Source organism: Acinetobacter sp. UBA3106, from assembly GCA_002365595.1.
Classification (GTDB): Bacteria; Pseudomonadota; Gammaproteobacteria; order Pseudomonadales; family Moraxellaceae; genus Acinetobacter.
Genome location: DFAM01000009.1, coordinates 72,136 through 92,198 on the forward strand (window position 1 = coordinate 72,136; position 20,063 = coordinate 92,198).

Consider the following 20,063-nt stretch of genomic DNA (forward strand, 5'->3'; position numbering starts at 1 on the left):
CTATCATTTTTAAATTTTGCTCTTTCATTCCTTTGAAACTAATTTAAATAAAAGAATAATCCCAGCTTATCTAAAATATCTAAACTGAGGTGTTTGCGCTCGCCCACCTCATCCTTGTCATGCATGTCCAGATTTAAAACAAAAGCGTTAATCTGGCCATTGGGCTGTTCAACCCAGCCGGTATACCAGCCCACTTGTGGCTGTACATCCATTCCCCAGCCACTTTTTGCATATAGTTTGGTCTCGCCATGGCGCTCTATAAAAAGCATGTCTTTGACTTGTTTTTGCACAGAGGCATCGAAAGGTAATTGCTCGGTAGCCAGCTGATAAGCAAATTTTGCTTCCTGTTCAGGGGTAATTTTCAGAGGACCCAGCAGCCAGAAGTTATCGACCTGTTGCCCAATGTTTTGATTACCAAAACCGACCCGGCGAACTTCTTGTTGCATCAGGTCTAGTCCAATCCGTCTGGCCAGTTCCTGATAAACAGGAACTGCGGAAGCCTGCATGGCCTGTCCCAAGGTCATGTCTTTTTCCCAAGCGGCAAAACTACGTTTCTGACCATCCCATTTAAACACCTCAGTAGTATTCGCTTTATGGTGCTGCAAACCAATCAAGGCATTTAACATTTTAAAAGTTGAAGCTGGAATATAAGCATTATTGGCACGTGTTAAAGCATTTCCATAACGATTGAACTGCTTTCCATCATAAGTAATAAAGACAGCCTGTTTATTGGCTTGATTGAAAAGTGTGGCAATCTCAGCTGATCGAGCTGCTATGGTATGAGAAATAGGCAGGTTTAAATTTTGATTTTTCTGCGTCTGGCAAGCAGTTAATTGCGTAAAGACCATTACGCAGCCCAAGCAAAACAATCCGTGTTTCATCTGTAAATTTCCAGGAAATGAAGGATTTATTTGTATCAAATTTCATTGATGGGTTTTGTATCAATTACGCATAACTAAAAAATATTTACACAGCAGTTGTAAGAAAATATTTACAAATGCCACAATTAAGTGCATACTGCACCGCATTAGGGCAAATTAAATATATTCCTCAGCAGATTTTTTAGTTTACCCGAAGATTTTGGCGAAAAAACCTCAGTTTTCTTTGAAAACTGGGGTTTTTTATGCTCAACAGTTTAATAAATAATCGATAAATATTGCATAAAATGCACCATATTGGTGCCAAATAAACTGATCTAGAACTCAACTTTAGAAAATTAACGATTGCATGATTAAAAGTAGACTGTATTTATAGAATGAGGATGCTTCTCTTCTCATTATTTATTTCTTTTAAACCCCCAAAGTGCTTTATTTTAAGTAAAAAAAAGCCCAACCTTGGGGAAAGTTAGGCATATAAAAACAAAAACTTGTTTATGGAGAATCAGATCATCATCACATTATTTCAATGTTGTATGAATTGATAGGGGTATTATGTTAAAAATAACCAACCAAGTAAAGTTTATTAAAACAATAAGATATTAATTTAATCACAAAAATAAATCTTTTATGTTAAATAGGTCACAAAATAAAAAATTTGGTGTTTATTTTTTAAACAAATATTTTCTTTTGATGTGAATTTTATGATCAAAATTGGATAATTTCCTGAAAAATGGGACTTAGTTCGCACAATAAAATCCACTTCAATTGAATTTAACAATTAATTTTTAAAAGTAATTCAATTTAACAGTGAAAAAGTCGATTAATTTTTGTTTATTCCTGAAAACATTAGCTTTAAAAATGCTCATATTCATTTGTTCTAAAAACAATTTTTAAAGTTGACAGAAAAAAACCAGTTGTTCTTTTTTTAATCACATATATTATTGATAACAAAAACTCAACAAAATAATGTTCTTTTACTTCATTGACTTAATGTTTTGTTACAATACAATGCTGCTAGTTTAATCCATCTGTAATAGAACTGGAAATTATTATGAAAAAACTCGGTTTAGCCACTGCTTTATTATTAGCCATGACCGGTGCTCAAGCGTATCAGGTAGAAGTACAAGGTCAATCTGAATACATCGACAACACAGTAAATGACAAAAACTTTACTGGTGCTGTACAAGGTACTTATTACTTTAAAGATGTTGATTCTTCTAAAGGTCCATTGGCTGAAGCAGCGTTTTTAAACCAGGCGTCTAACGTGTCTGTAGCTTATAACTACGGTGAATACGATGTGGATGCAGAGAATTCTGATTTCACTTCTCACACTATTGGCGCTAAAGCTGAAGCTTATGTTCCAACTAAAGTTGTTCCTGTATATGCTAGCACTTCTTATAGCAACACCATTACTGACAACAAAGATGGTAATGCAGACGATCACGGCGACCGTTATGCAGTAGAACTTGGTGCTGTTGTAATCCCTAACTTCTTGGTTGCTGTAGGTTATACAAGCGCAACGAACCAAACTTCTTATGATGCTTTCAACATTCTAAACAATGGTGTTGCTAAAGCTGCTTTAGAATCTGACACTATTGCTGACGACCAAGATGCAATTACTGCACGTACCAAATACGTAGGTGCGATCGATGGTACTAATATGTCTATCGGCTTTGAAACTAACATGTTATTCGCTGAATATAATGCTTACGGTTTCAAAACTGACTTGTTCTTAAATCCACAATTAAGCGTGGGTGCTTCTTATGCGGAAGCTCGCATTTCTGGTAACACTAACCCTAAAGCTTGGGGTGCGAATGTAAACTACTTCATCACTCCTGCTGTTGCAGTTGGTGCTTCTTATGTAAATGCGAATGCTGAAAAAGGTTCTGTATACGATACAGAAACTGTTGGCGTAAATGCTAAATTCCGTTTCTAATTTCTGATTAGAAAAAGAATTCAAAAAAGGACGCTTTAAGCGTCCTTTTTTATTTTCTGGATTTATTCAGATGTTCGAACCAGACTTAAAAAGTGTAAATGACGTTCATATTGATCAATAATATCTTGTAATAAATCTTCTGACGTCCAGTCCATCACATCATAATTCTGACCGCCTTCTCTTAAAAAGACCTCTGCCTGATAATAGGTCATTTCATTCGCAGTCATTTCTGGCATGAAACTCGGCGGAACGGTTTCGCGTGTTACCACTTGGTAAATGAAATTAATTTCATCATGATGATCGACTCTCAATTCCAGACCATCAGCAATTGAAAGAATATTCACCGTCAACTTACGTCGTTGAAACTCCTTTTGCACGCTTTGAAAAGCCTTAGCTACCTCAGTCTCAATATACTGTTTCACCTCCGCTTCAGTATGCGGATAATGCATAATCAGCCCCAGACGTTGTTGCCAGCTGCGTGGGTTTTGAATCGCCCGTGGGGTAATCCGCGCTTCTTGCAATGCGTTCATTTTAGTGATGTCTAGGCGTAAAGCTTTTAATAGCCCCCAACAGATCAATAGCATAATGAAAGTGAACGGTAAGGCGCTCATCATGGTGGCTGACTGCAATGCACCCAGCCCACCCACCAACAGCAGCACAATCGCCAATAATGCCATCAGTACCGTCCAAAACAGTCGCTGCCAGGTCGGAGAGTTTTCAGATTTTGCAGTTAAATAATCGGTCACCAGTGCACCCGAATCTGCAGAAGTTACAAAAAACAGCATTACTAAAAATGTTGCCAGCAAACTCATGACACTGGAAAAAGGCAAGTTGTGTAAGAACTGGAATAACGCAACCGATGAATCACGTTGTACTGCCAAAACCAGCGCATGATTGGCTTCATGCAAAATGCTATATAACGCGGCATTCCCCATAAAGCCCATCCAGATCAGGGTAAAACCCGTTGGAATGAGCAAGACTCCGACAATAAATTCACGAATGCTGCGGCCTTGGGATACCCGGGCAATAAACATTCCCACAAATGGCGACCATGAAATCCACCAGGCCCAGTACATAATGGTCCAGCCACCAATCCAGCCATTGGGTTGATAGGCATATAAATTAAAGGTCATCGCAAATAAATTTGAGATGTATTGCCCGGCATTTTGAATGGTGGTTTGCAGTAAATAAATAGACGAGCTGGTAAAAAATACGAACAGCAATAAAATCAGTGCCAGAATCAAATTTAATTCAGACAGCCGTTTAATGCCTTTATCCAGTCCAAAAAATACCGAAATGGAGGCCATGGCACTGACCAAAATAATCAGCACAACTTGGGTACCTGCCGATTGCTGGATTCCAAACAGATAGTTCAATCCCGAATTAATTTGGGTGACCCCAAACCCCAAGGTGGTCGCCACACCAAATACGGTACCAAGGGTGGCAAAGGTATCGACTGCATCACCCATCGGACCATAAATTTTCTGGCCAATCATCGGATATAAGGCAGAACGGATTTTCAGCGGTAAATTGTGCCGATAAGCAAAATAAGCCAGCGCTAGACCCACGAGGGTATAAATCGCCCAGGCATGCAAGCCCCAGTGGAAGAAAGTCACCCGCATGGCTTGTTGAGCAGACTGGATCGTTTCAGCCGGACCTGTCGGGGGCGAAACATAATGCATGACCGGTTCGGCAACTCCAAAGAACATCAGCCCGATCCCCATGCCTGCGGTAAATAACATAGCAAACCACGAAGCATTGCTATAGCTGGGCTGGCTATGGTCAGGACCGAGTTTAATTCTACCCATGTCCGACAGTGCAATATAAATCAGCAAAATAAGAAATATCGCCACCGATAAAACATAGAACCAGCTAAAAGAATCGGTGACCCATTGATTGAGCTGTTTGGTAATCAGATCAAAAGAATTCGGTGCTAAAACCACTATTGCGAGGAAGATGACAATAATAGCGACCGTACTTAAAAACACATTTGGATTGACGTTGGCAAACCAGGATGAATTTTTAGAAGGCATATATCCTCCATTTTATATTTTAATTAACGTGACAGACCAAGTTGGTCAAATGAAGCATTTATCGAAGATAAATAAAAGACGAGCTCAGTAGAACTAAATAAAAACTCGAAAGCATCATAAATAAATAATCAGAACAAAGCAGTTACATTCCTGTAACTTATTCAAAAATCGAATCTATTTTTTATTTTTATCCCGATTGGGTAAATGGACAATATATTGCAAGGCGATTAGGCGTGACACAATCAGGGCCAAATACATCACCCCGCAGAACATTTGCAGCAAGGCCAGTACCCGTGCAGGGGCACTTCGGGGAATCAGATCGGACAAGCCGGTTGCGGACTGCAAACTAAAGCTCAAGAACAGTAAATCAAGCCAGCTTTGTAAACCTGCCACATTGGGATTCTGAAAGCTTGCCGGCACCAACAGTTGGCAAACGTTATATAAAAATGCAAATCCCCAGGCAAGCAGGGTAAATACCGCACCCGCAGCAAACAGTTCATCTCGGGTTAAATAGCGGTCTTCGAACATATAGCGCAGCAGACCATAAGCTGCACTAAAGTAAGCAGCGGCTTCAAAGCCATGGGCAATCACCTGTATCCATGGATTTTCTATGCCTAATAAAATCAGGGAAGAAAAAATCACCGCACCACTGACAAAACTTAGGCCCAAAAAGGTAAACATAGGCGTTTGCCGAATGACTTTGGCAATCACCAATAACACCAGCACTCCCAATAACCAGATGAGCGTACGGTAAGGAATGCTGTAATTGACTGCAACAGACAAAATCAAAATGATAAATTGTAATAAAAGTAGCCATGCTGAAGGCAATAAGCGAAATACCTTCCACACATCAATAATAGCCTGCATTGTTTGCTCCAGAATATTGCCTTTCTTATGACTCAATTTTTCAGCATTTTTTTATGTTTCTTTTAATCAACTTAGCACAAATCCCCTCAACAACCAGTGAAACATTTGTATAAAAATGATTGAACAATCCCGTTCTTTAACAATGTTCAATTCCATTCAAACAAAGCTGAATCGTGCCAGACAGAAGTGATTGAGATAAGATTTTTCACCCGGCCAAAACCTGGTCAAAACATTCTTATCCAGTTTTTTCTATTTGCTGAAGTCATAAAAAAAGCCCCTGACGGGGCTTTTTTAAAACTCGCTATCTCTTAGTGATCGGATGCACCAGAGATACCAATACCAGTTTGTGAACGGACAAACTGTGCATCAAATGCCTTACGCTCTGCTTGAGCACGTGCTGAGTTATCAGTCACAGAGAACAACCAGCAGCACAGGAACGATAATGGCATTGCAAAGATTGCTGGACCATTGAATGGGTTGATTGGTGTATCAGAAATACCCAAAGTATCGACCCAAACCGCTTTAGACAGAATAATTAGGGTCACTGCTGTTACCAGACCTACCATGCCACCAATCACCGCACCGCGTGTAGTCAAGCCTTTCCAGAACATTGAAAGTACAAGAACCGGGAAGTTTGCACAACATGCCACAGAGAACGCCAAGCCAACCATGAAGGCAACGTTTTGTTTCTCGAACAGAATGCCCAAAATCATGGCAAAGATTGCAAGACCTAAAGTCGCAATTTTTGACATACGCAATTCAGATTCAGGCGTCGTTTGACCTTTCTTGAATACGTTTGCATACAAGTCATGTGAGATTGCAGACGCGCCCGACAATGTCAAACCAGCAACTACCGCAAGAATGGTTGCGAATGCCACTGCTGAAATGAAGCCCATGAACAAGTCGCCGCCTAAAGCATCAGACAAGTGCACCGCTGCCATGTTGTTACCACCAACAAGTTCCAACTTGCCAGTTACTGCCATTTTTGCAACATCAAGGAATTGAGGGTTGTTTGATACGTAAAGGATCGCACCAAAACCAATGATAAAAGTAAGTAGATAGAAGTAACCAATGAAACCGGTAGCAACCACCACAGATTTACGTGCTTCTTTGGCATCTTTTACCGTAAAGAAACGCATCAAGATGTGTGGAAGACCTGCTGTACCGAACATCAATGCAAGACCCAGCGAGATGGCATCAATTGGATTGGCCGCCAGTTTACCTGGGCCCATGATATTGCCCGCTTCTGCTAAAGAAATGTCATGTACTTTAGAGAATACCTGGATCGATTGGGTGAACATTTCAGAGAAACTGAAGCCTACGCCTTTCATCACCATGAAAGCCATAAAGGTTGCACCTGAAAGTAACATCACTGCTTTAATGATTTGTACCCAAGTGGTTGCCAGCATGCCGCCGAAAATTACATAAGCCATCATCAGCAAGCCGACAATCACCACAGCAATGTTATAGTTCAAACCAAATAGAAGCTTGATCAGCTGACCTGCACCTACCATTTGTGCAATCAGATAGAACGCCACGACTACCAGTGAACTGAATGCAGCCAAAGTACGTACCGGTTTTTCTTCCAGACGGAATGAAACCACGTCAGACAAGTTGAATTTACCCAGGTTACGTAAACGTTCTGCCACCAGGAATAATACGATTGGCCAGCCCACCATGAAGCCTAATGAGTATAATAGTCCGTCAAAACCTGAACTGAATACCATCGCAGAAATACCGAGGAACGATGCAGCCGACATATAGTCACCGGCAATCGCCAAACCATTCTGGAAACCAGAAATACCGCCACCGGCAGTATAGAAGTCTTTGGTACTTGTCGTTTGCTTGGCTGCCCATTTGGTAATAACCAAAGTAAAGCTGACGAAAATTGCAAACATGATAATGGCATGCCAGTTGGTGGCTTGCTGTTCAGCTGTACCCAAATCCGGACTTGCCATTGCCATAGCTGACATCATTAACGTAGACGCAGCAACTGCTCCCGTTTTCAATGAATTCCATTTCATCTTATAAACGTCCTTTTTCATGAGTGATTGCTTCAACTTCACGCATTGCTTCTTTATTCAGTGCATCCAGCTTATTGTTGGCAATATAGGAATAAACCCCACATAAAACAAAAGACAATACAATGATGCCTAAGCCTAGTGGTATCCCCCAAGTTGTAACACCACCGCTAAATGAACTCATTAAGAATTCTTTGTTATAGCCCACTAAAAGCATAAAGCCGACATAAACCACCAACATGATGATTGTTAATGTCCAACTTAATTTGCTTTTTCTGCTGACCATTTCTTTAAATTTGGGATTCTGTAGAATACGTTCTACTTGTGCCTCATCCATAATCATGCTCCTGTGTGCACCCAGCCTAGGTGCTATTTTTTAATTCGAATTATTTCGTTGTCTAACTTAACAATCTTATTGGGTTCTTGTAATTACGACTTTGGTGTTAAATTTTGATCAATTAAAGCGGTGAGATTATTAGATAGGGTATCATTACGACATAAATTTATGCTGTAGGCAATATGAATAGTTGGCTCATTATCGGGGTACTCGCCCTTTATATCGCATTACTTTTTATCTGTGCTTTTTTTGGTGAAAAACACGCGAGTCGCTTAAGTACCCGCGGCCGGATGTTACTCTTTAGTTTAACTTTAGGGGTGTATTGCTCATCCTGGACATTTTACGGGGCAACCGGCGCTGCGGTTCGTGAAGGAATTATCTTTCTTCCCATATACTTAGGTCCATTGATCTTTGTCGGGGTGGGTTATGATATCTGGCGCCGTTTAGGCCGTGTGCGTCAGCATCATGCCATTTCCTCCATTGCAGATTTTGTGGCTGCACGTTATGGCAAAAGCGGCCCTTTGGCGTCCTTAGTCACCATTCTTGCCGTCATCGCAATTATTCCCTATTTAGCCTTGCAGCTGAGAGCGATTGCCTTAAGTGCCTCAGTCATTCTTCAAGAAAATAGCGGCGTCCAGGGTACCACCAATAGTGTGCTTTTCCTGACTGGAATTTTGGCCATTTTGGCAATGCTGTTCGGCACTCGGCAAATTGCCAATACTGAACAGCATGGCGGTTTAATGCTGGCAGTCGCATTTGAGTCTTTTGTCAAACTGTTTGCCCTGCTGTGTGTGGCCCTATTTTTTGTCTTGGATGCGCCTGACAACCTGGTACAAATTTCCGGTGATGTGGTGGATACCTTTACCCAGGTTCAACTGTTTGGGGTGCCGGAAACCTTTTGGGTACAAACCTTATTGGCCGCACTGGCGGTGATCTGTTTGCCACGTCAGTTTCATGTGGCAGTCGTTGAACTGCGCGATGAAAAACATATTCGTGGGGCACGTCGCTGGTTTGCCGCTTATCTGATTCTGACCACGGTTGCGATTATTCCGATTGCTAGCTGGGCCTTGCATGCTGCACCACACTTTTTAGCCATCCCCGATGTAGCGGTACTGTCCTTACCGCTCAGTTATGATCAGGAGTGGTTGACGCTATTAGCCTTTCTGGGCGGTTTTTCAGCTTCTACCGGCATGCTGCTGGTGTCTTCGGTGGCCTTGTCGATTATGCTGAGTAATGACCTGATTATGCCTGCCTTATGGCGTACCGGCTTACTTTCACGTCATGACAAACGTCTGCCTCTGGTACTGAAATTCACCCGTCGGGTCTGCATTTTAGTGGTCATGTTACTGGGTTTCTTGTTCTTCCATTTCTTTAATGACATTGACCAGCTTTCAGTATTTGGTTTACTGGCCTTCAGTGCCGTGGCACAATTTTCTCCAGCATTGATTGGTGGCCTGTATTGGCGTGGTGGCAGTAAACAGGGCGTATATGCAGGTCTGATTGCCGGCTTTGCCATGTGGGCCTATACCTTGCTGTTGCCTACCGTACTGCGCAGTCTACCTGCTGAATATCATCAGTTTACCGAACATTTCCTGTTGGCCGGTCCATTAGGAATTAACTGGTTACGTCCCGAAGCGCTGTTTGGTTTCCAGTCTTTTGCTCCTCTCACCCATGGCGTGACCTGGGCATTGGGTCTGAATATCGTGCTATATGTATGGGTGTCGCGCGTCTTCCGTCCCAGTATTGCCGAGCAGATTCAGGCGGAAAGTTTTTTCTATTATGAAACCAAACCTTTGCCGACTCACAATGCCTCAAGCGAGATCAATTATTCTCATCAGGATGTGGCCCGTCTAAAAGTGGGCGATTTAATTACCCTGGCTAAACGGATTACCGGTGAAGGACCGGCCACTCAAGCTTTTCGCCAGTTCTGTGCCCAAAACAACGTGGTACTGAATGAAAATAGCAATGCCAATGGCATGTGGTGGCGCTTCACTGAACAATATCTTGCCGGAACCATTGGTGCCGCTTCTGCGCGTACCCTACTCACTACGGCGATGGTGAATAATGGTCTAGCCCTTGGTCAGGTCGCCAATATTCTGGATCAGGCCTCACAATGGCAGCGTTTTAACCAGAACCTGATCATGACCATGATTGACCACATGACCCAAGGGGTGAGTGTGGTCGATGAAAATATGTGTCTGGTGGCCTGGAACAATCAATACCTGAAACTGTTCGATTATCCCAAAGATATTGTCTATGTCGGTTGTCCGATTGCCGATCTGATCCGTTATAACGCCGAACGTGGTGAATGTGGCCCCGGCTCGGTAGAAGAGCATGTGCGCAAACGGATTCACTGGATGGCCATGGGTAGCGCGCATGAATTTGAACGGATTCGTAAAGATGGCCGTGTGATCCAGATGCGCGGCAATCCGATTGAAGGCGGTGGTTTTGTTACGACCTTTGCCGATATTACCGCTTTCCGTGAAAATGAAGCAGTACTTGAAGCACGGGTACAAGACCGTACCCAACAGCTGGCCGATGCACTTTCTGAACAGCAATTGGCCCGTGAACAGGCCGATCGTGCCAATATGTCCAAGAGCCGCTTCATTGCTGCTGCCAGTCATGACCTGTTGCAACCCATGCATGCAGCACGTTTGTTTAGCACAGCTTTAGAACAAAGCGTGCAGTCGGAGGAAGACCGCAAGACTCTGCAACAGCTTGATCGTGCCTTGCATGGTGCAGAAAGCATGTTGTCTGCCCTGCTGGATATTGCCCGTCTGGAAGGCGGTACCATCCAGCCGAAACGTCAGCCTTATCCACTGCATGATTTATTAAGTGATTTGGAATTGCAATTTAAATCCATTGCAGCTCAGCGTGGCATTAAATTCAGTGTGCATGATGCGCAGTTCTGGATTGATACCGATCCACAGTGGATTCGCCGGATTATTCAAAACTTTGTCAGCAATGCCCTGCGCTATACCGCTAAAGGCAAGGTTGTCGTGGGCGTACTTCGTTCTAGCGACAGACCGCAGCATATCCGTATTGGTGTCTGGGATACAGGTCCGGGGATTGCCGAAGAACAGCGCATCAAGCTGTTTCAGGAGTTTGAGCGCTGCGGCCATACTTCGCCTTGGGGCGAGCAGGGTCTTGGACTCGGCCTAGCGATTGTGCAGCGTATGACCAGTCTGCTGGACTATCCGGTGCATGTCTATTCCGAATATGGCAAGGGTTCTTGCTTCATGATTGAAGTGCCAATCGTGGATGCACCGAAAGTGGTGACAGCGCCTGTCCAGGCAACGCCGCTGAAAAGCAAGGCTTATAAAATTCTATGTCTGGACAATGATGAAACCATTTTGGAAGGAATGTCTACCTTACTGACCAAATGGGGCTATCAAGTGTTTAAGGCGACTGAACCGGAACAGGCGCTCGAGCTGATCCAGCAAGAGAATATTCAGGTGTGGCTGGTCGATCAGCATCTGAATAACAATAAAATCGGACTGGATTTCATTCTGGAAAATCGTCAGGAACAGCTGCCTGTAGCCTTGATTACCGCAGATTCCGATCCTGAATTGCCACAGCAGTTGAAAGAGCTGAATATTGTGCTGCTGAAAAAACCGTTAAAACCAGCCTCACTTCGCTCTTGGTTATCAGGTTTAAAAATCTCCAATTCTTAAATTGCTGATACCCAATAAAATGCCCATTTCATTAAATTGAAGTGGGCGTTTTATTGTCTAAATCCAGTATTTTTAAGCCAATTAGCAATTTATTTTTCACTATAGGCGAAACTGCTCAATTTCTTTATTTTAACTATAATTTTACTGGCTAAAAATTACACATCTTTATTTGCTATGGCATAGAACATCAAAATTTAAATATACACTTGTATACTTAGTTACAATTTTATAATTATTTAATTTTAAATAATTTTTTATATAGGAAAATGTCTTCTATAACTTTAGTCGTATACCGTTCTGCTCGACTCTCGCGCATATATAAGAACAAGAAAAGATCAGTTTTTATATTCTACAAGTCCATTAAAACAAGATGCCGCAGAAGCTGATCATGCTACGCATTATAGGAGTTTAAAAATGAATATTTCAGAAACCGGGCTTCATGATCTGGATCAATCGCAACAGTTTTACCGACAATACGGCGCCAATGCTTTACTGCCTGAAATCCAATGGACTGAATTATTTAAATACAGCAAGTTAAATGACACCCATATTCAAGCATTGAATACCCTGTATCAAAGTGCGGTTCCGCTCGCTTTGCAGGTCTTTGCCGATTTGAATTTCGATGTGTTTAGCCCGGCTGCCTATAAACCACAAGGTTTAGGATTATTTGAACGGCTTGCAGAACAGGAAGATAAACTGATTCAATCCTTGCAAACTGAATCTAAAGATTTGACTGATCCAGTACGTCACCAGATTTGGAGCATGTTATTGCGTGGTGGTGCAGTGCTGGTCTTTAAAGCATGGCTGGGTAAAGTTAAAACCGATGAAAATGTTTTAGACACCACCCAATTTGATGAATTGTCTGATTTGCTGTTTATCAAAACCCCGCCTCTGGAATTGGCCAAATATTTAAATGTCAATCCACATGCTAATGAAGATCATATTTTCTTAATGTATGGCAATGATATTTATCTGGACCGCTTTAACAGTCTGGAAACCGCAGCCTTATTTGTCGATTTGGGCGTTTATGATGCTGCATTCTTAAGTTTGCGCGATGACAGCGTAGCCGACTATCTGAAAGAAAAATCCTACGTGTCGCAGGAACAGATCGATGAATTGCAATGTGCATTAAATCCATTATTTTGCACCGACCTTACTCCTAAACAAAGTTGTGTCGCCTAATCTCAAGCACGTAGTGCTTTGACTCTTTAAGTCATTGCGTACAAAAAAGGCACTTGTATCAAGTGCCTTTTTTCGTTCAATGCTGTATTCAGCAGATTACATTTTCTTTTCTTCAATATTCAAAGCGCTAATCGCCAATACGGCCTGAGTACGGTTTTGCACGTTCAGTTTACGGAAAATAGCAGTCACATGGGCCTTAATAGTGGCTTCAGAAACATCCAGTTCGTAAGCAATCTGTTTATTCAGCAGACCTTCCGCCACCATCATCAGGACCCGGAATTGTTGTGGTGTCAGTGATTGAATACGTTCTGCCAGTGCAGTTTCATCTGCTGCACGCGGATCAAAATTCATGTTGGCAGGTAAATTTGGCGGCAACCAGATTTCCCCTTCCAGTACCTGACGGATTGCTTCGCCAATATGGCTTGGATGCGCAGATTTCGGAATATAACCCATCGCACCATGCGCTATGGCACGTTGAATAATTGACGTTTCTTCATGCGCAGAAACAACAATGATGGGAATGGATGGATATTGTGCACGCACATGAACTAAAGCTGAAAAGCCCGAAGCTCCCGGTAAATTGAGATCTAGTAAAACCAAATCTGGTTCCGGTCCATTATCTAAGCGTTCATAAAACTCATTTACTGCAGCTGTTTCCTGAATTTGTGCTTGCGGCAAACTGTAACGAACAGCTTGAATCAAGGCATGACGAAACAACGGATGGTCATCAACGATTAAAATATTCATAAGCGACATGAAAGATCTTGTGCACAGTGGTTTCTATTCTAACCATAGTCACGCATCTAAGGATATGCAAGATCTCACTATTTTTGCATTTAAGCCCACATTCGGATTAAGAAATTGACAAAATTCTGCATTTTCTTAATTTCTTTAAATCTAATCACATTTTGATATAAATTTTATCGGCTAACTCAAAATGCTTATTAACAATGAATATAAATATAAAAATCAAAAATTTAAAATAAACTAGCCGGCATTTTAGTGACTTTTTTCTTGATATCTGAAAATAAGATAACTTTTCTTGATTTACTTATTTTACAGAATAAGCCTGCTATTGATTAATAAACCTATTCCGAGATTTTATGTTTTAGGTTATTCCAAAATGTCTATTTTAAATGCGCAAAAACCCTTAAATATTGTTGCTGTATCAGGTGGCTTAAACAATCCTTCTAAAACCGAAGCCCTAGTTCAGGCCATTGTGGATGAATTAGCCGAAGCCACCCCAATCAATGTACATTTTATTAAATTTAGTGAAATCGGTTCTTTACTGGGCGGTGCGATTTACCGTAACCAGTTGCCACAACGTGTGCAAGATGACTTGGCCGCCGTTGAAGCAGCGGATGCAATCATTGTGGGCACCCCGGTTTACCGTGCTTCCTTCACAGGACTGTTCAAACACTTCTTTGACTTTGTAGAACAAACTGCACTGGTCGATGTCCCGGTACTCCTTGCAGCGTCTGGTGGCAGTGAGCGCCATGCACTGGTGCTGGAACATCAATTGCGTCCATTGTTCAGCTTCTTCCAGGCTCAAACCTTACCAATTGGTGTCTATGCAACCGACAAAGACTTTACCCCGGAATACACCATTCACAGCGAACTGTTGCGCGACCGCATTACTCTTGCGGTAGCACGTGCATTGCCAATCCTGGAATGGGCACCAGCGAAAGGCCAACGTGCTGAAGTCGTGAAAGAAAAATCTCAACAGGCTAACCAGAACCTCGGCATCAACAAGCAAATTGAGCAAGAAGAAGTGCTGCCTTCTGCGGCTGTTCCAAGTCTGGATGCTGCCGAAGCTCGCCTGCACAGCAAAAAAGCACCGAAGTCACAGGTGGCTTAAGGCAGCTAAAGAATTACATCCTGAGGGTAGACAGAATGTCGGTACAAGATAAAAACATTATATTTGCGTATTGGGTGCCAAACGTCAGTGGTGGTTTGGTGGTCAGCAATATTGAACAGCGTACAGACTGGAGTTATGACTATAACGTCCGGCTGGCGCAAGCGGCGGAAAACAGCGGCTTTGAATATGCCTTAACCCAGATTCGGTTTACGGCTGGTTATAATGCGGAAAATCAGCATGAATCGGTCAGCTTCAGTCATGGCCTATTGGCTAAAACTGAAAAGCTCAAAGTGATCGCTGCGATTTTGCCAGGTCCATGGAAGCCGGCGCTAGCCGCCAAACAATTGGCGACGATTGACCATCTGACCCATGGACGTATTGCCATTAACGTGGTCAGTGGCTGGTTCCGGGGTGAATTTGATGCCATTGGCGAAGAATGGCCTGAACATGACCAGCGTTATGCGCGTTCAGAAGAATTTATCCGTAGCCTCAAAGGGGTCTGGACGCAAGATAACTTCAGTTTTGAAGGTAAATACTATCAATTCAAAGATTACACCCTGAGTCCAAAACCGGTACAAAAACCGCATATTGAAATTTTCCAAGGCGGTAGCTCGCGTGCAGCCCGTGATATGGCCTCGCGTGTTTCAGACTGGTATTTCACCAATGGCAACACCCCGGAAGCACTGAAAAAACAGGTTGATGATATCCGTGAAAAAGCCAAAGCCAATAACCATACTGTAAAAATTGGTGTCAATGCCTTCATCATTGCCCGTGATACTGAAGAAGAAGCGCAGGCTGTGTTGCAGGAAATTTTGGGCAAAGCCAATGTCCAGGCTGTGAAATCTTTTGGTGATGCCACCCGGGAAGCCGGTGCTGCAACAGCAGAGGGTGAAGGGAACTGGGCAAAATCCACCTTTGAAGATCTGGTGCAGTACAACGATGGCTTTAAAACCAATTTGATTGGTACGCCGCAGCAAATTGCGGAACGTATTGTTGAACTGAAAGCAGTGGGGGTAGATCTGGTTTTGTCTGGCTTCTTGCATTTCATTGAAGAAGTTGAATATTTTGGACAAAAAGTGTTGCCATTGGTTCGTGAACTGGAAGCACAACAGCTCGCTGTTGTTACGCCTAAGTCTGCTTAATCTCGGTAATCAAACAGACCTTGCACGTACTCAAACTATAATAATGAAATGGCATCTCCAATTCTCCCTCAAGGCTCGGCTTGGGGGATTTTTTTGTGCCTCAGAAATTTTCAGCTCCTGTGTGAGTTATAGGGGGTTTCTTTTGCTATGCCTGGCTTGCCTCATCGCTGCAACGCGATAACCAATTGGCAACCAGAAAAAACAAGAACAGCATGGTGGTAGCCTGCACGAAATTTTAAAGTAAGGCGATAGCGGCCAACAATAAGCTGGAAAAAAGATGTCTGCTCAATTTCTACTGCCCCTTGCGGGTTCTGCCATCGTATTGGCACTCACCGGATGCGCCTCGCCATCCAACTCCCCTGTCACAGACAGTTATGGTCCTCAACCGCATCTGCCTGAACCCAAATCAGGTTTGTTTCCTACGGTGAATATTGCTCCGGCCAAAGGCTGGCCTGCGGGCGCTATGCCTACCCCCGCTAAGGGTTTGAAGGTACAGGCCTTTGCCCAAGAACTTGAGCATCCGCGCTGGCTGTATGTGTTGCCAAATGGTGATGTGCTGGTGGCTGAAACCGATGCACCGCCCAAGCCGGATGACAGCAAGGGCATTAAAGGCAAAATCATGAAGCTGCTGATGAAGCGTGCCGGCTCATCGCATCCGAGTGCCAACCGCATTAGCTTGCTGCGTGATAGCAATGGCGACGGCGTGGCTGACCAAAAAACCGTATTTCTACAAAACCTAAATTCTCCATTTGGTATGGCGCTGGTCGGCAATATGCTGTACGTAGCCAATACCGATGCCTTAATGCGCTTTCCTTATCAAAAAGGTGCAACTCAAATTACAGCAAGCGGTAGCAAAGTATTGGATTTACCCGGCGGCCCCCTCAATCACCATTGGACCAAAAATGTCATTGCCAACCCTGCGGGCACTAAACTCTATATTACTGTTGGTTCAAACAGTAACGTGGCTGAAAATGGCATCGACAAGGAAACTGGACGCGCACTGATTATGGAGTTTGATATTGCAAGTAACAAAGCACGGCCATTTGCTACAGGTCTACGCAACCCCAATGGGATGGACTGGCAACCGCAGAGTGGCGCGCTATGGACAGTGGTGAATGAGCGCGATGAAATTGGTAATGATCTGGTGCCCGATTACCTGACTTCAGTAAAAGACGGTGCTTTTTATGGCTGGCCCTATAGTTATTATGGCCCACATGTGGACACGCGGGTCAAACCTCAAAAACCTGATCTGGTCGCACGTGCGATTAAACCGGATTATGCTCTGGGCAACCATACCGCTTCCTTAGGTCTGACCTTTTACAAGGCTCAATTGATGCCGCAATATCGCAGTGGTGCGCTGATTGGTCAGCATGGCTCATGGAACCGTAAACCGCATAGCGGCTATAAAGTCATTTTTGTACCCTTTCAAAATGGTCAGCCTTCAGGTATGCCGCAAGATGTATTAAGCGGTTTTTTAAATGATCAAGGTGATGCACTTGGACGACCTGTTGGCGTAGCGGTTGATCGTTTCGGGGCAATATTGGTCGCCGATGATGTCGGCAATACGATTTGGCGTGTATCACCCATCGGGACAATGATGGATAACCGGCCAATCAATAAAACCATCAGCCCGGCTTCTGCAAGTCAACAGCCTGTAAGTTCACAACCTACTACAGAAAAAGCAGCAGAGTAATAATGACTTAATCAAACCGTCTATGCTCTGCAATTGATGTTCATCCATAACAATAAGTTTTGGGCAATTTTTACAGAAGGATACACTTTGCCTTGAGCACTGATGAATTACAAATCAAATGAGATAAAAAAAGCCCGACATCCTGTCGGGCTTTTTCGTATCGGTTAGTTAAGCATGACTCCTGTCTTGCTTCACGATCCTGGTGTATGAACCTTTTATTATTGTTTTCTGTTCCGGAACATCCTGTTCCTGTATGAATCCATCATAGGAAAAAAATCTGGATACGCCCATCCGCAAAATCCTTCAATTGATGTGCGCCAGAGCGTACAGAGTCGGCCATTTTTCATCCGTAAAATATGTCGATTCTTTCAGCCCGGAAAGAATGAATAACTCTCAACAAAGGATCAAGTGGAGCTTTTTTTGATCAATTTTATTGGCAAAATCATTCCATATCCGGCTAAAAAAGCACACGCTATTAAAACATGTTTTTTTTGAACTTTTACTCCGGTTTTATTTGACCAAGAATTTGATAAATAAAATTATTTTAAGGTAAATTCCTTATAGCCCATTATTTAAATGAAGGCTCTAATAGTTAAAACTTAGTATTTAAATACTCGATAAATCCTTCAATTTTCTTAATAACGTATAAGCAGATATGCAAAGGACTCAGGTTATTTTGCTGGGCTTTTTCTACTCTATACTTTGCTCTTTCTAAGAGCGCTATGACGTAATGTATAGAGCTCTTTAGAACTTTTTTAGGATCTTTTTTTGAATACAAATAACTACTAATTTTTTCAAAAGGTTCATCATTAACCAATATCTGCAATAAAGTGTCGTTGATCTCTTTGCCTATTGATTGCTCCATATGTTCCAATTCATATGAATGTAAAGCTTGCGCTATCACTATTTGAAGATTTTTCATTTTTGTTGATTAAAATTATACAGTTTTAATCCTAGCACTATCACGTAATGAAAGTATATAAAATTAACGTAATACACGTTATACGAAATGTAATTTCTATTCTTATATAAATCATTAATTTGAGTAAAATTAAAAATGCCTAATCTTCCCAAATCAGGCCTTTTAAGTGATTTTTTACGTTCCATGCTTTTAATTCATTTTTTTAAATCTAGAAGTAAAAGAAAGGCCTTCATTTAATAAAAGGCATTTTCTTATTTCCTCATGAATAAAAACTTGGATCAGGTACTTTAGCTGTTAATACCCACTCCCCAATTTCCTGATATTTATAATCCACCGGGTCATGCAAAGTCTGGGTACGCACATTGCGCCAGAAACGGTCCAGATTTAATTGCGCTGTGGTGGCACGCGCACCCATCACCTGAAAAATATTTTGCGTGATATATAACGAAGTATTGGTCGCGGCAATTTTTGCAGTCGCAATGGCAATACTGACTTCACCACGTTGCTCGGCGGTAAGCGCTTCACCGATATTCCACGCTCGTTGCAAGGTTTCAATGGCTTTATTGGCTAGTAACCGTACGCCTTCCAGCTGTACATAAAATTCAGCAAAATGCTTTTGCGTAAACGGATCATTCACCGTATTTTCCACCAAAGATTTGGACCAGGCCTTTTGTGTCTGTACGCTTTGTCTAGCCGTTGCAAAAGCCCCTTCTGCCACGCCTAAAAACAGATGCACAAAAATCAGTTGGGCAATCAGCGGACGTAAACTCGAATAAGGTGTACTGAGGGGTCCCGGATTAAGCAATAACTCATCTTTTTGAATTTTCACCTGTTCAAAATGACTGGTACCGCTATCGGTCTGGCGCTGGCCCATATTGTTCCAGTCACCTAAAAAACTCACCCCTTCACGTTGGGTCGGAATCACCCCGATCAGCAATTTACCTGCATCGTTATAGCCTGAGCAGAGCAACATATCGGAATCGATCGAACCTGAACAGAAGCTTTTATCACCATGAAAGATGTATTCATTTTCAGACACTTTGACTGCGCTGGTACGTCGGTCCAAGGGATTTAAGGTATTGCCCCAAAACAGGTTTTCTTTTACTGTTTGCTCAAACCATTTGCCATATTGTTCAGGCTGTGAAAACAGTTGTACCGTTGCAATTAATAAATGATGAAAACCATAAACATGCGCCAGTGAACTGTCGACCTGAGCAATGATTTGAATAGTGTGAAAGATCGTTTTCCAGTCTGCGCCCTGACCGCCATATTGTGTAGGAATCGACAGTCCCAATAAACCGCTTTGACGGGTTAAATCACGCTCCAGTTTTGGGTTACCGCCCTGTTTATCCCGTTCAGCAGCAGTGGTTGCAAACTGCTTAGCAAGTTGTTGGGCAATCTCTAACGGATGAACGGCGTTTAAGGGTGTTGAAGTATTCATAATATGGTCTGATCATTGCTATATTTTTAGCTTAGCAGATGATGTTTTACTGCTTTATCTGAATGCCTGCAGTACTTAT

The 20,063-nt window shown here is 42.6% G+C and carries 14 protein-coding genes; 6 read left to right on the forward strand and 8 right to left on the reverse strand.

Annotated elements, in window-relative coordinates:
- Positions 1-38: 38 nt before the first annotated feature.
- Positions 39-848 (reverse strand): class D beta-lactamase, encoded by an 810-nt coding sequence (blaOXA, locus tag B4C48_RS03030; RefSeq protein WP_414631496.1) that lies wholly within the window; start codon positions 846-848, stop codon positions 39-41.
- 1,081 nt (positions 849-1,929) lie between these two features.
- Here blaOXA and omp33-36 point away from each other — a divergent pair.
- On the forward strand, positions 1,930-2,814 hold the full coding sequence (gene omp33-36 / locus B4C48_RS03035) for a porin Omp33-36 (RefSeq protein WP_291354129.1): 885 nt from the start codon (positions 1,930-1,932) through the stop codon (positions 2,812-2,814).
- Between the two features lie 62 nt (positions 2,815-2,876).
- Here the strand turns inward: omp33-36 and betT are convergent, their stop codons facing one another.
- The 4 genes from betT to B4C48_RS03055 form a co-directional block, all read right to left on the reverse strand.
- Complete coding sequence (betT, locus tag B4C48_RS03040; RefSeq protein WP_291354131.1) at positions 2,877-4,847, reverse strand: choline BCCT transporter BetT; 1,971 nt, start codon at positions 4,845-4,847, stop codon at positions 2,877-2,879.
- 174 nt (positions 4,848-5,021) lie between these two features.
- A complete protein-coding gene (locus B4C48_RS03045; protein WP_291354133.1) occupies positions 5,022-5,714 on the reverse strand; it encodes an ion channel in 693 nt (230 codons plus the stop codon).
- Between the two features lie 308 nt (positions 5,715-6,022).
- Positions 6,023-7,738 carry a cation acetate symporter gene (locus tag B4C48_RS03050; RefSeq protein ID WP_291354135.1) on the reverse strand — a complete coding sequence of 572 codons (1,716 nt, stop codon included), beginning with the start codon at positions 7,736-7,738 and terminating at the stop codon, positions 6,023-6,025.
- A gap of 1 nt (position 7,739) precedes the next feature.
- Positions 7,740-8,072 (reverse strand): DUF485 domain-containing protein, encoded by a 333-nt coding sequence (locus B4C48_RS03055; RefSeq protein WP_291354138.1) that lies wholly within the window; start codon positions 8,070-8,072, stop codon positions 7,740-7,742.
- Positions 8,073-8,254: 182 nt separating this feature from the next.
- Here B4C48_RS03055 and B4C48_RS03060 point away from each other — a divergent pair, with 182 nt between their 5' ends.
- A complete protein-coding gene (locus tag B4C48_RS03060) occupies positions 8,255-11,746 on the forward strand; it encodes a hybrid sensor histidine kinase/response regulator (protein WP_291354140.1) in 3,492 nt (1,163 codons plus the stop codon).
- A 414-nt stretch (positions 11,747-12,160) separates the two neighbouring features.
- Complete coding sequence (locus tag B4C48_RS03065) at positions 12,161-12,928, forward strand: hypothetical protein (protein ID WP_291354142.1); 768 nt, start codon at positions 12,161-12,163, stop codon at positions 12,926-12,928.
- Positions 12,929-13,024: 96 nt separating this feature from the next.
- Here the strand turns inward: B4C48_RS03065 and B4C48_RS03070 are convergent, their stop codons facing one another.
- Positions 13,025-13,675 carry a response regulator gene (locus B4C48_RS03070; protein ID WP_291354260.1) on the reverse strand — a complete coding sequence of 217 codons (651 nt, stop codon included), beginning with the start codon at positions 13,673-13,675 and terminating at the stop codon, positions 13,025-13,027.
- Between the two features lie 376 nt (positions 13,676-14,051).
- Between B4C48_RS03070 and msuE the strand changes: the two genes are divergently transcribed.
- From msuE to B4C48_RS03085, 3 genes are all read left to right on the forward strand, one after another.
- Entirely contained in the window at positions 14,052-14,786 is a 735-nt protein-coding gene (gene msuE, locus B4C48_RS03075) for an FMN reductase (RefSeq protein ID WP_291354144.1), read from the forward strand.
- A gap of 35 nt (positions 14,787-14,821) precedes the next feature.
- Positions 14,822-15,928, forward strand: coding sequence for a dimethylsulfone monooxygenase SfnG (gene sfnG, locus B4C48_RS03080; RefSeq protein WP_291354146.1), 1,107 nt, complete (start codon positions 14,822-14,824; stop codon positions 15,926-15,928).
- A gap of 277 nt (positions 15,929-16,205) precedes the next feature.
- Positions 16,206-17,621 carry a PQQ-dependent sugar dehydrogenase gene (locus tag B4C48_RS03085; protein ID WP_291354148.1) on the forward strand — a complete coding sequence of 472 codons (1,416 nt, stop codon included), beginning with the start codon at positions 16,206-16,208 and terminating at the stop codon, positions 17,619-17,621.
- Positions 17,622-18,213: 592 nt separating this feature from the next.
- On the opposite strand, the gene B4C48_RS03090 is transcribed toward B4C48_RS03085, so the two are convergent.
- Together B4C48_RS03090 and B4C48_RS03095 are read right to left on the reverse strand one after the other, a co-directional pair.
- Positions 18,214-18,543: a hypothetical protein gene (locus B4C48_RS03090; protein ID WP_291354150.1), complete on the reverse strand. Its 330-nt coding sequence runs from the start codon at positions 18,541-18,543 to the stop codon at positions 18,214-18,216.
- 259 nt (positions 18,544-18,802) lie between these two features.
- Positions 18,803-19,984, reverse strand: coding sequence for an acyl-CoA dehydrogenase family protein (locus B4C48_RS03095; RefSeq protein WP_291354152.1), 1,182 nt, complete (start codon positions 19,982-19,984; stop codon positions 18,803-18,805).
- Positions 19,985-20,063 lie beyond the last annotated feature (79 nt).

Coding starts and splice junctions, on each gene's coding strand:
- blaOXA (WP_414631496.1), bottom strand. CDS start 848: ATGGTCTTTACGCAATTAACTGCTTGCCAGACGCAGAAAAATCAAAAT.
- omp33-36 (WP_291354129.1), top strand. CDS start 1,930: ATGAAAAAACTCGGTTTAGCCACTGCTTTATTATTAGCCATGACCGGT.
- betT (WP_291354131.1), bottom strand. CDS start 4,847: ATGCCTTCTAAAAATTCATCCTGGTTTGCCAACGTCAATCCAAATGTG.
- B4C48_RS03045 (WP_291354133.1), bottom strand. CDS start 5,714: ATGCAGGCTATTATTGATGTGTGGAAGGTATTTCGCTTATTGCCTTCA.
- B4C48_RS03050 (WP_291354135.1), bottom strand. CDS start 7,738: ATGAAATGGAATTCATTGAAAACGGGAGCAGTTGCTGCGTCTACGTTA.
- B4C48_RS03055 (WP_291354138.1), bottom strand. CDS start 8,072: ATGGATGAGGCACAAGTAGAACGTATTCTACAGAATCCCAAATTTAAA.
- B4C48_RS03060 (WP_291354140.1), top strand. CDS start 8,255: ATGAATAGTTGGCTCATTATCGGGGTACTCGCCCTTTATATCGCATTA.
- B4C48_RS03065 (WP_291354142.1), top strand. CDS start 12,161: ATGAATATTTCAGAAACCGGGCTTCATGATCTGGATCAATCGCAACAG.
- B4C48_RS03070 (WP_291354260.1), bottom strand. CDS start 13,675: ATGAATATTTTAATCGTTGATGACCATCCGTTGTTTCGTCATGCCTTG.
- msuE (WP_291354144.1), top strand. CDS start 14,052: ATGTCTATTTTAAATGCGCAAAAACCCTTAAATATTGTTGCTGTATCA.
- sfnG (WP_291354146.1), top strand. CDS start 14,822: ATGTCGGTACAAGATAAAAACATTATATTTGCGTATTGGGTGCCAAAC.
- B4C48_RS03085 (WP_291354148.1), top strand. CDS start 16,206: ATGTCTGCTCAATTTCTACTGCCCCTTGCGGGTTCTGCCATCGTATTG.
- B4C48_RS03090 (WP_291354150.1), bottom strand. CDS start 18,543: ATGAAAAATCTTCAAATAGTGATAGCGCAAGCTTTACATTCATATGAA.
- B4C48_RS03095 (WP_291354152.1), bottom strand. CDS start 19,984: ATGAATACTTCAACACCCTTAAACGCCGTTCATCCGTTAGAGATTGCC.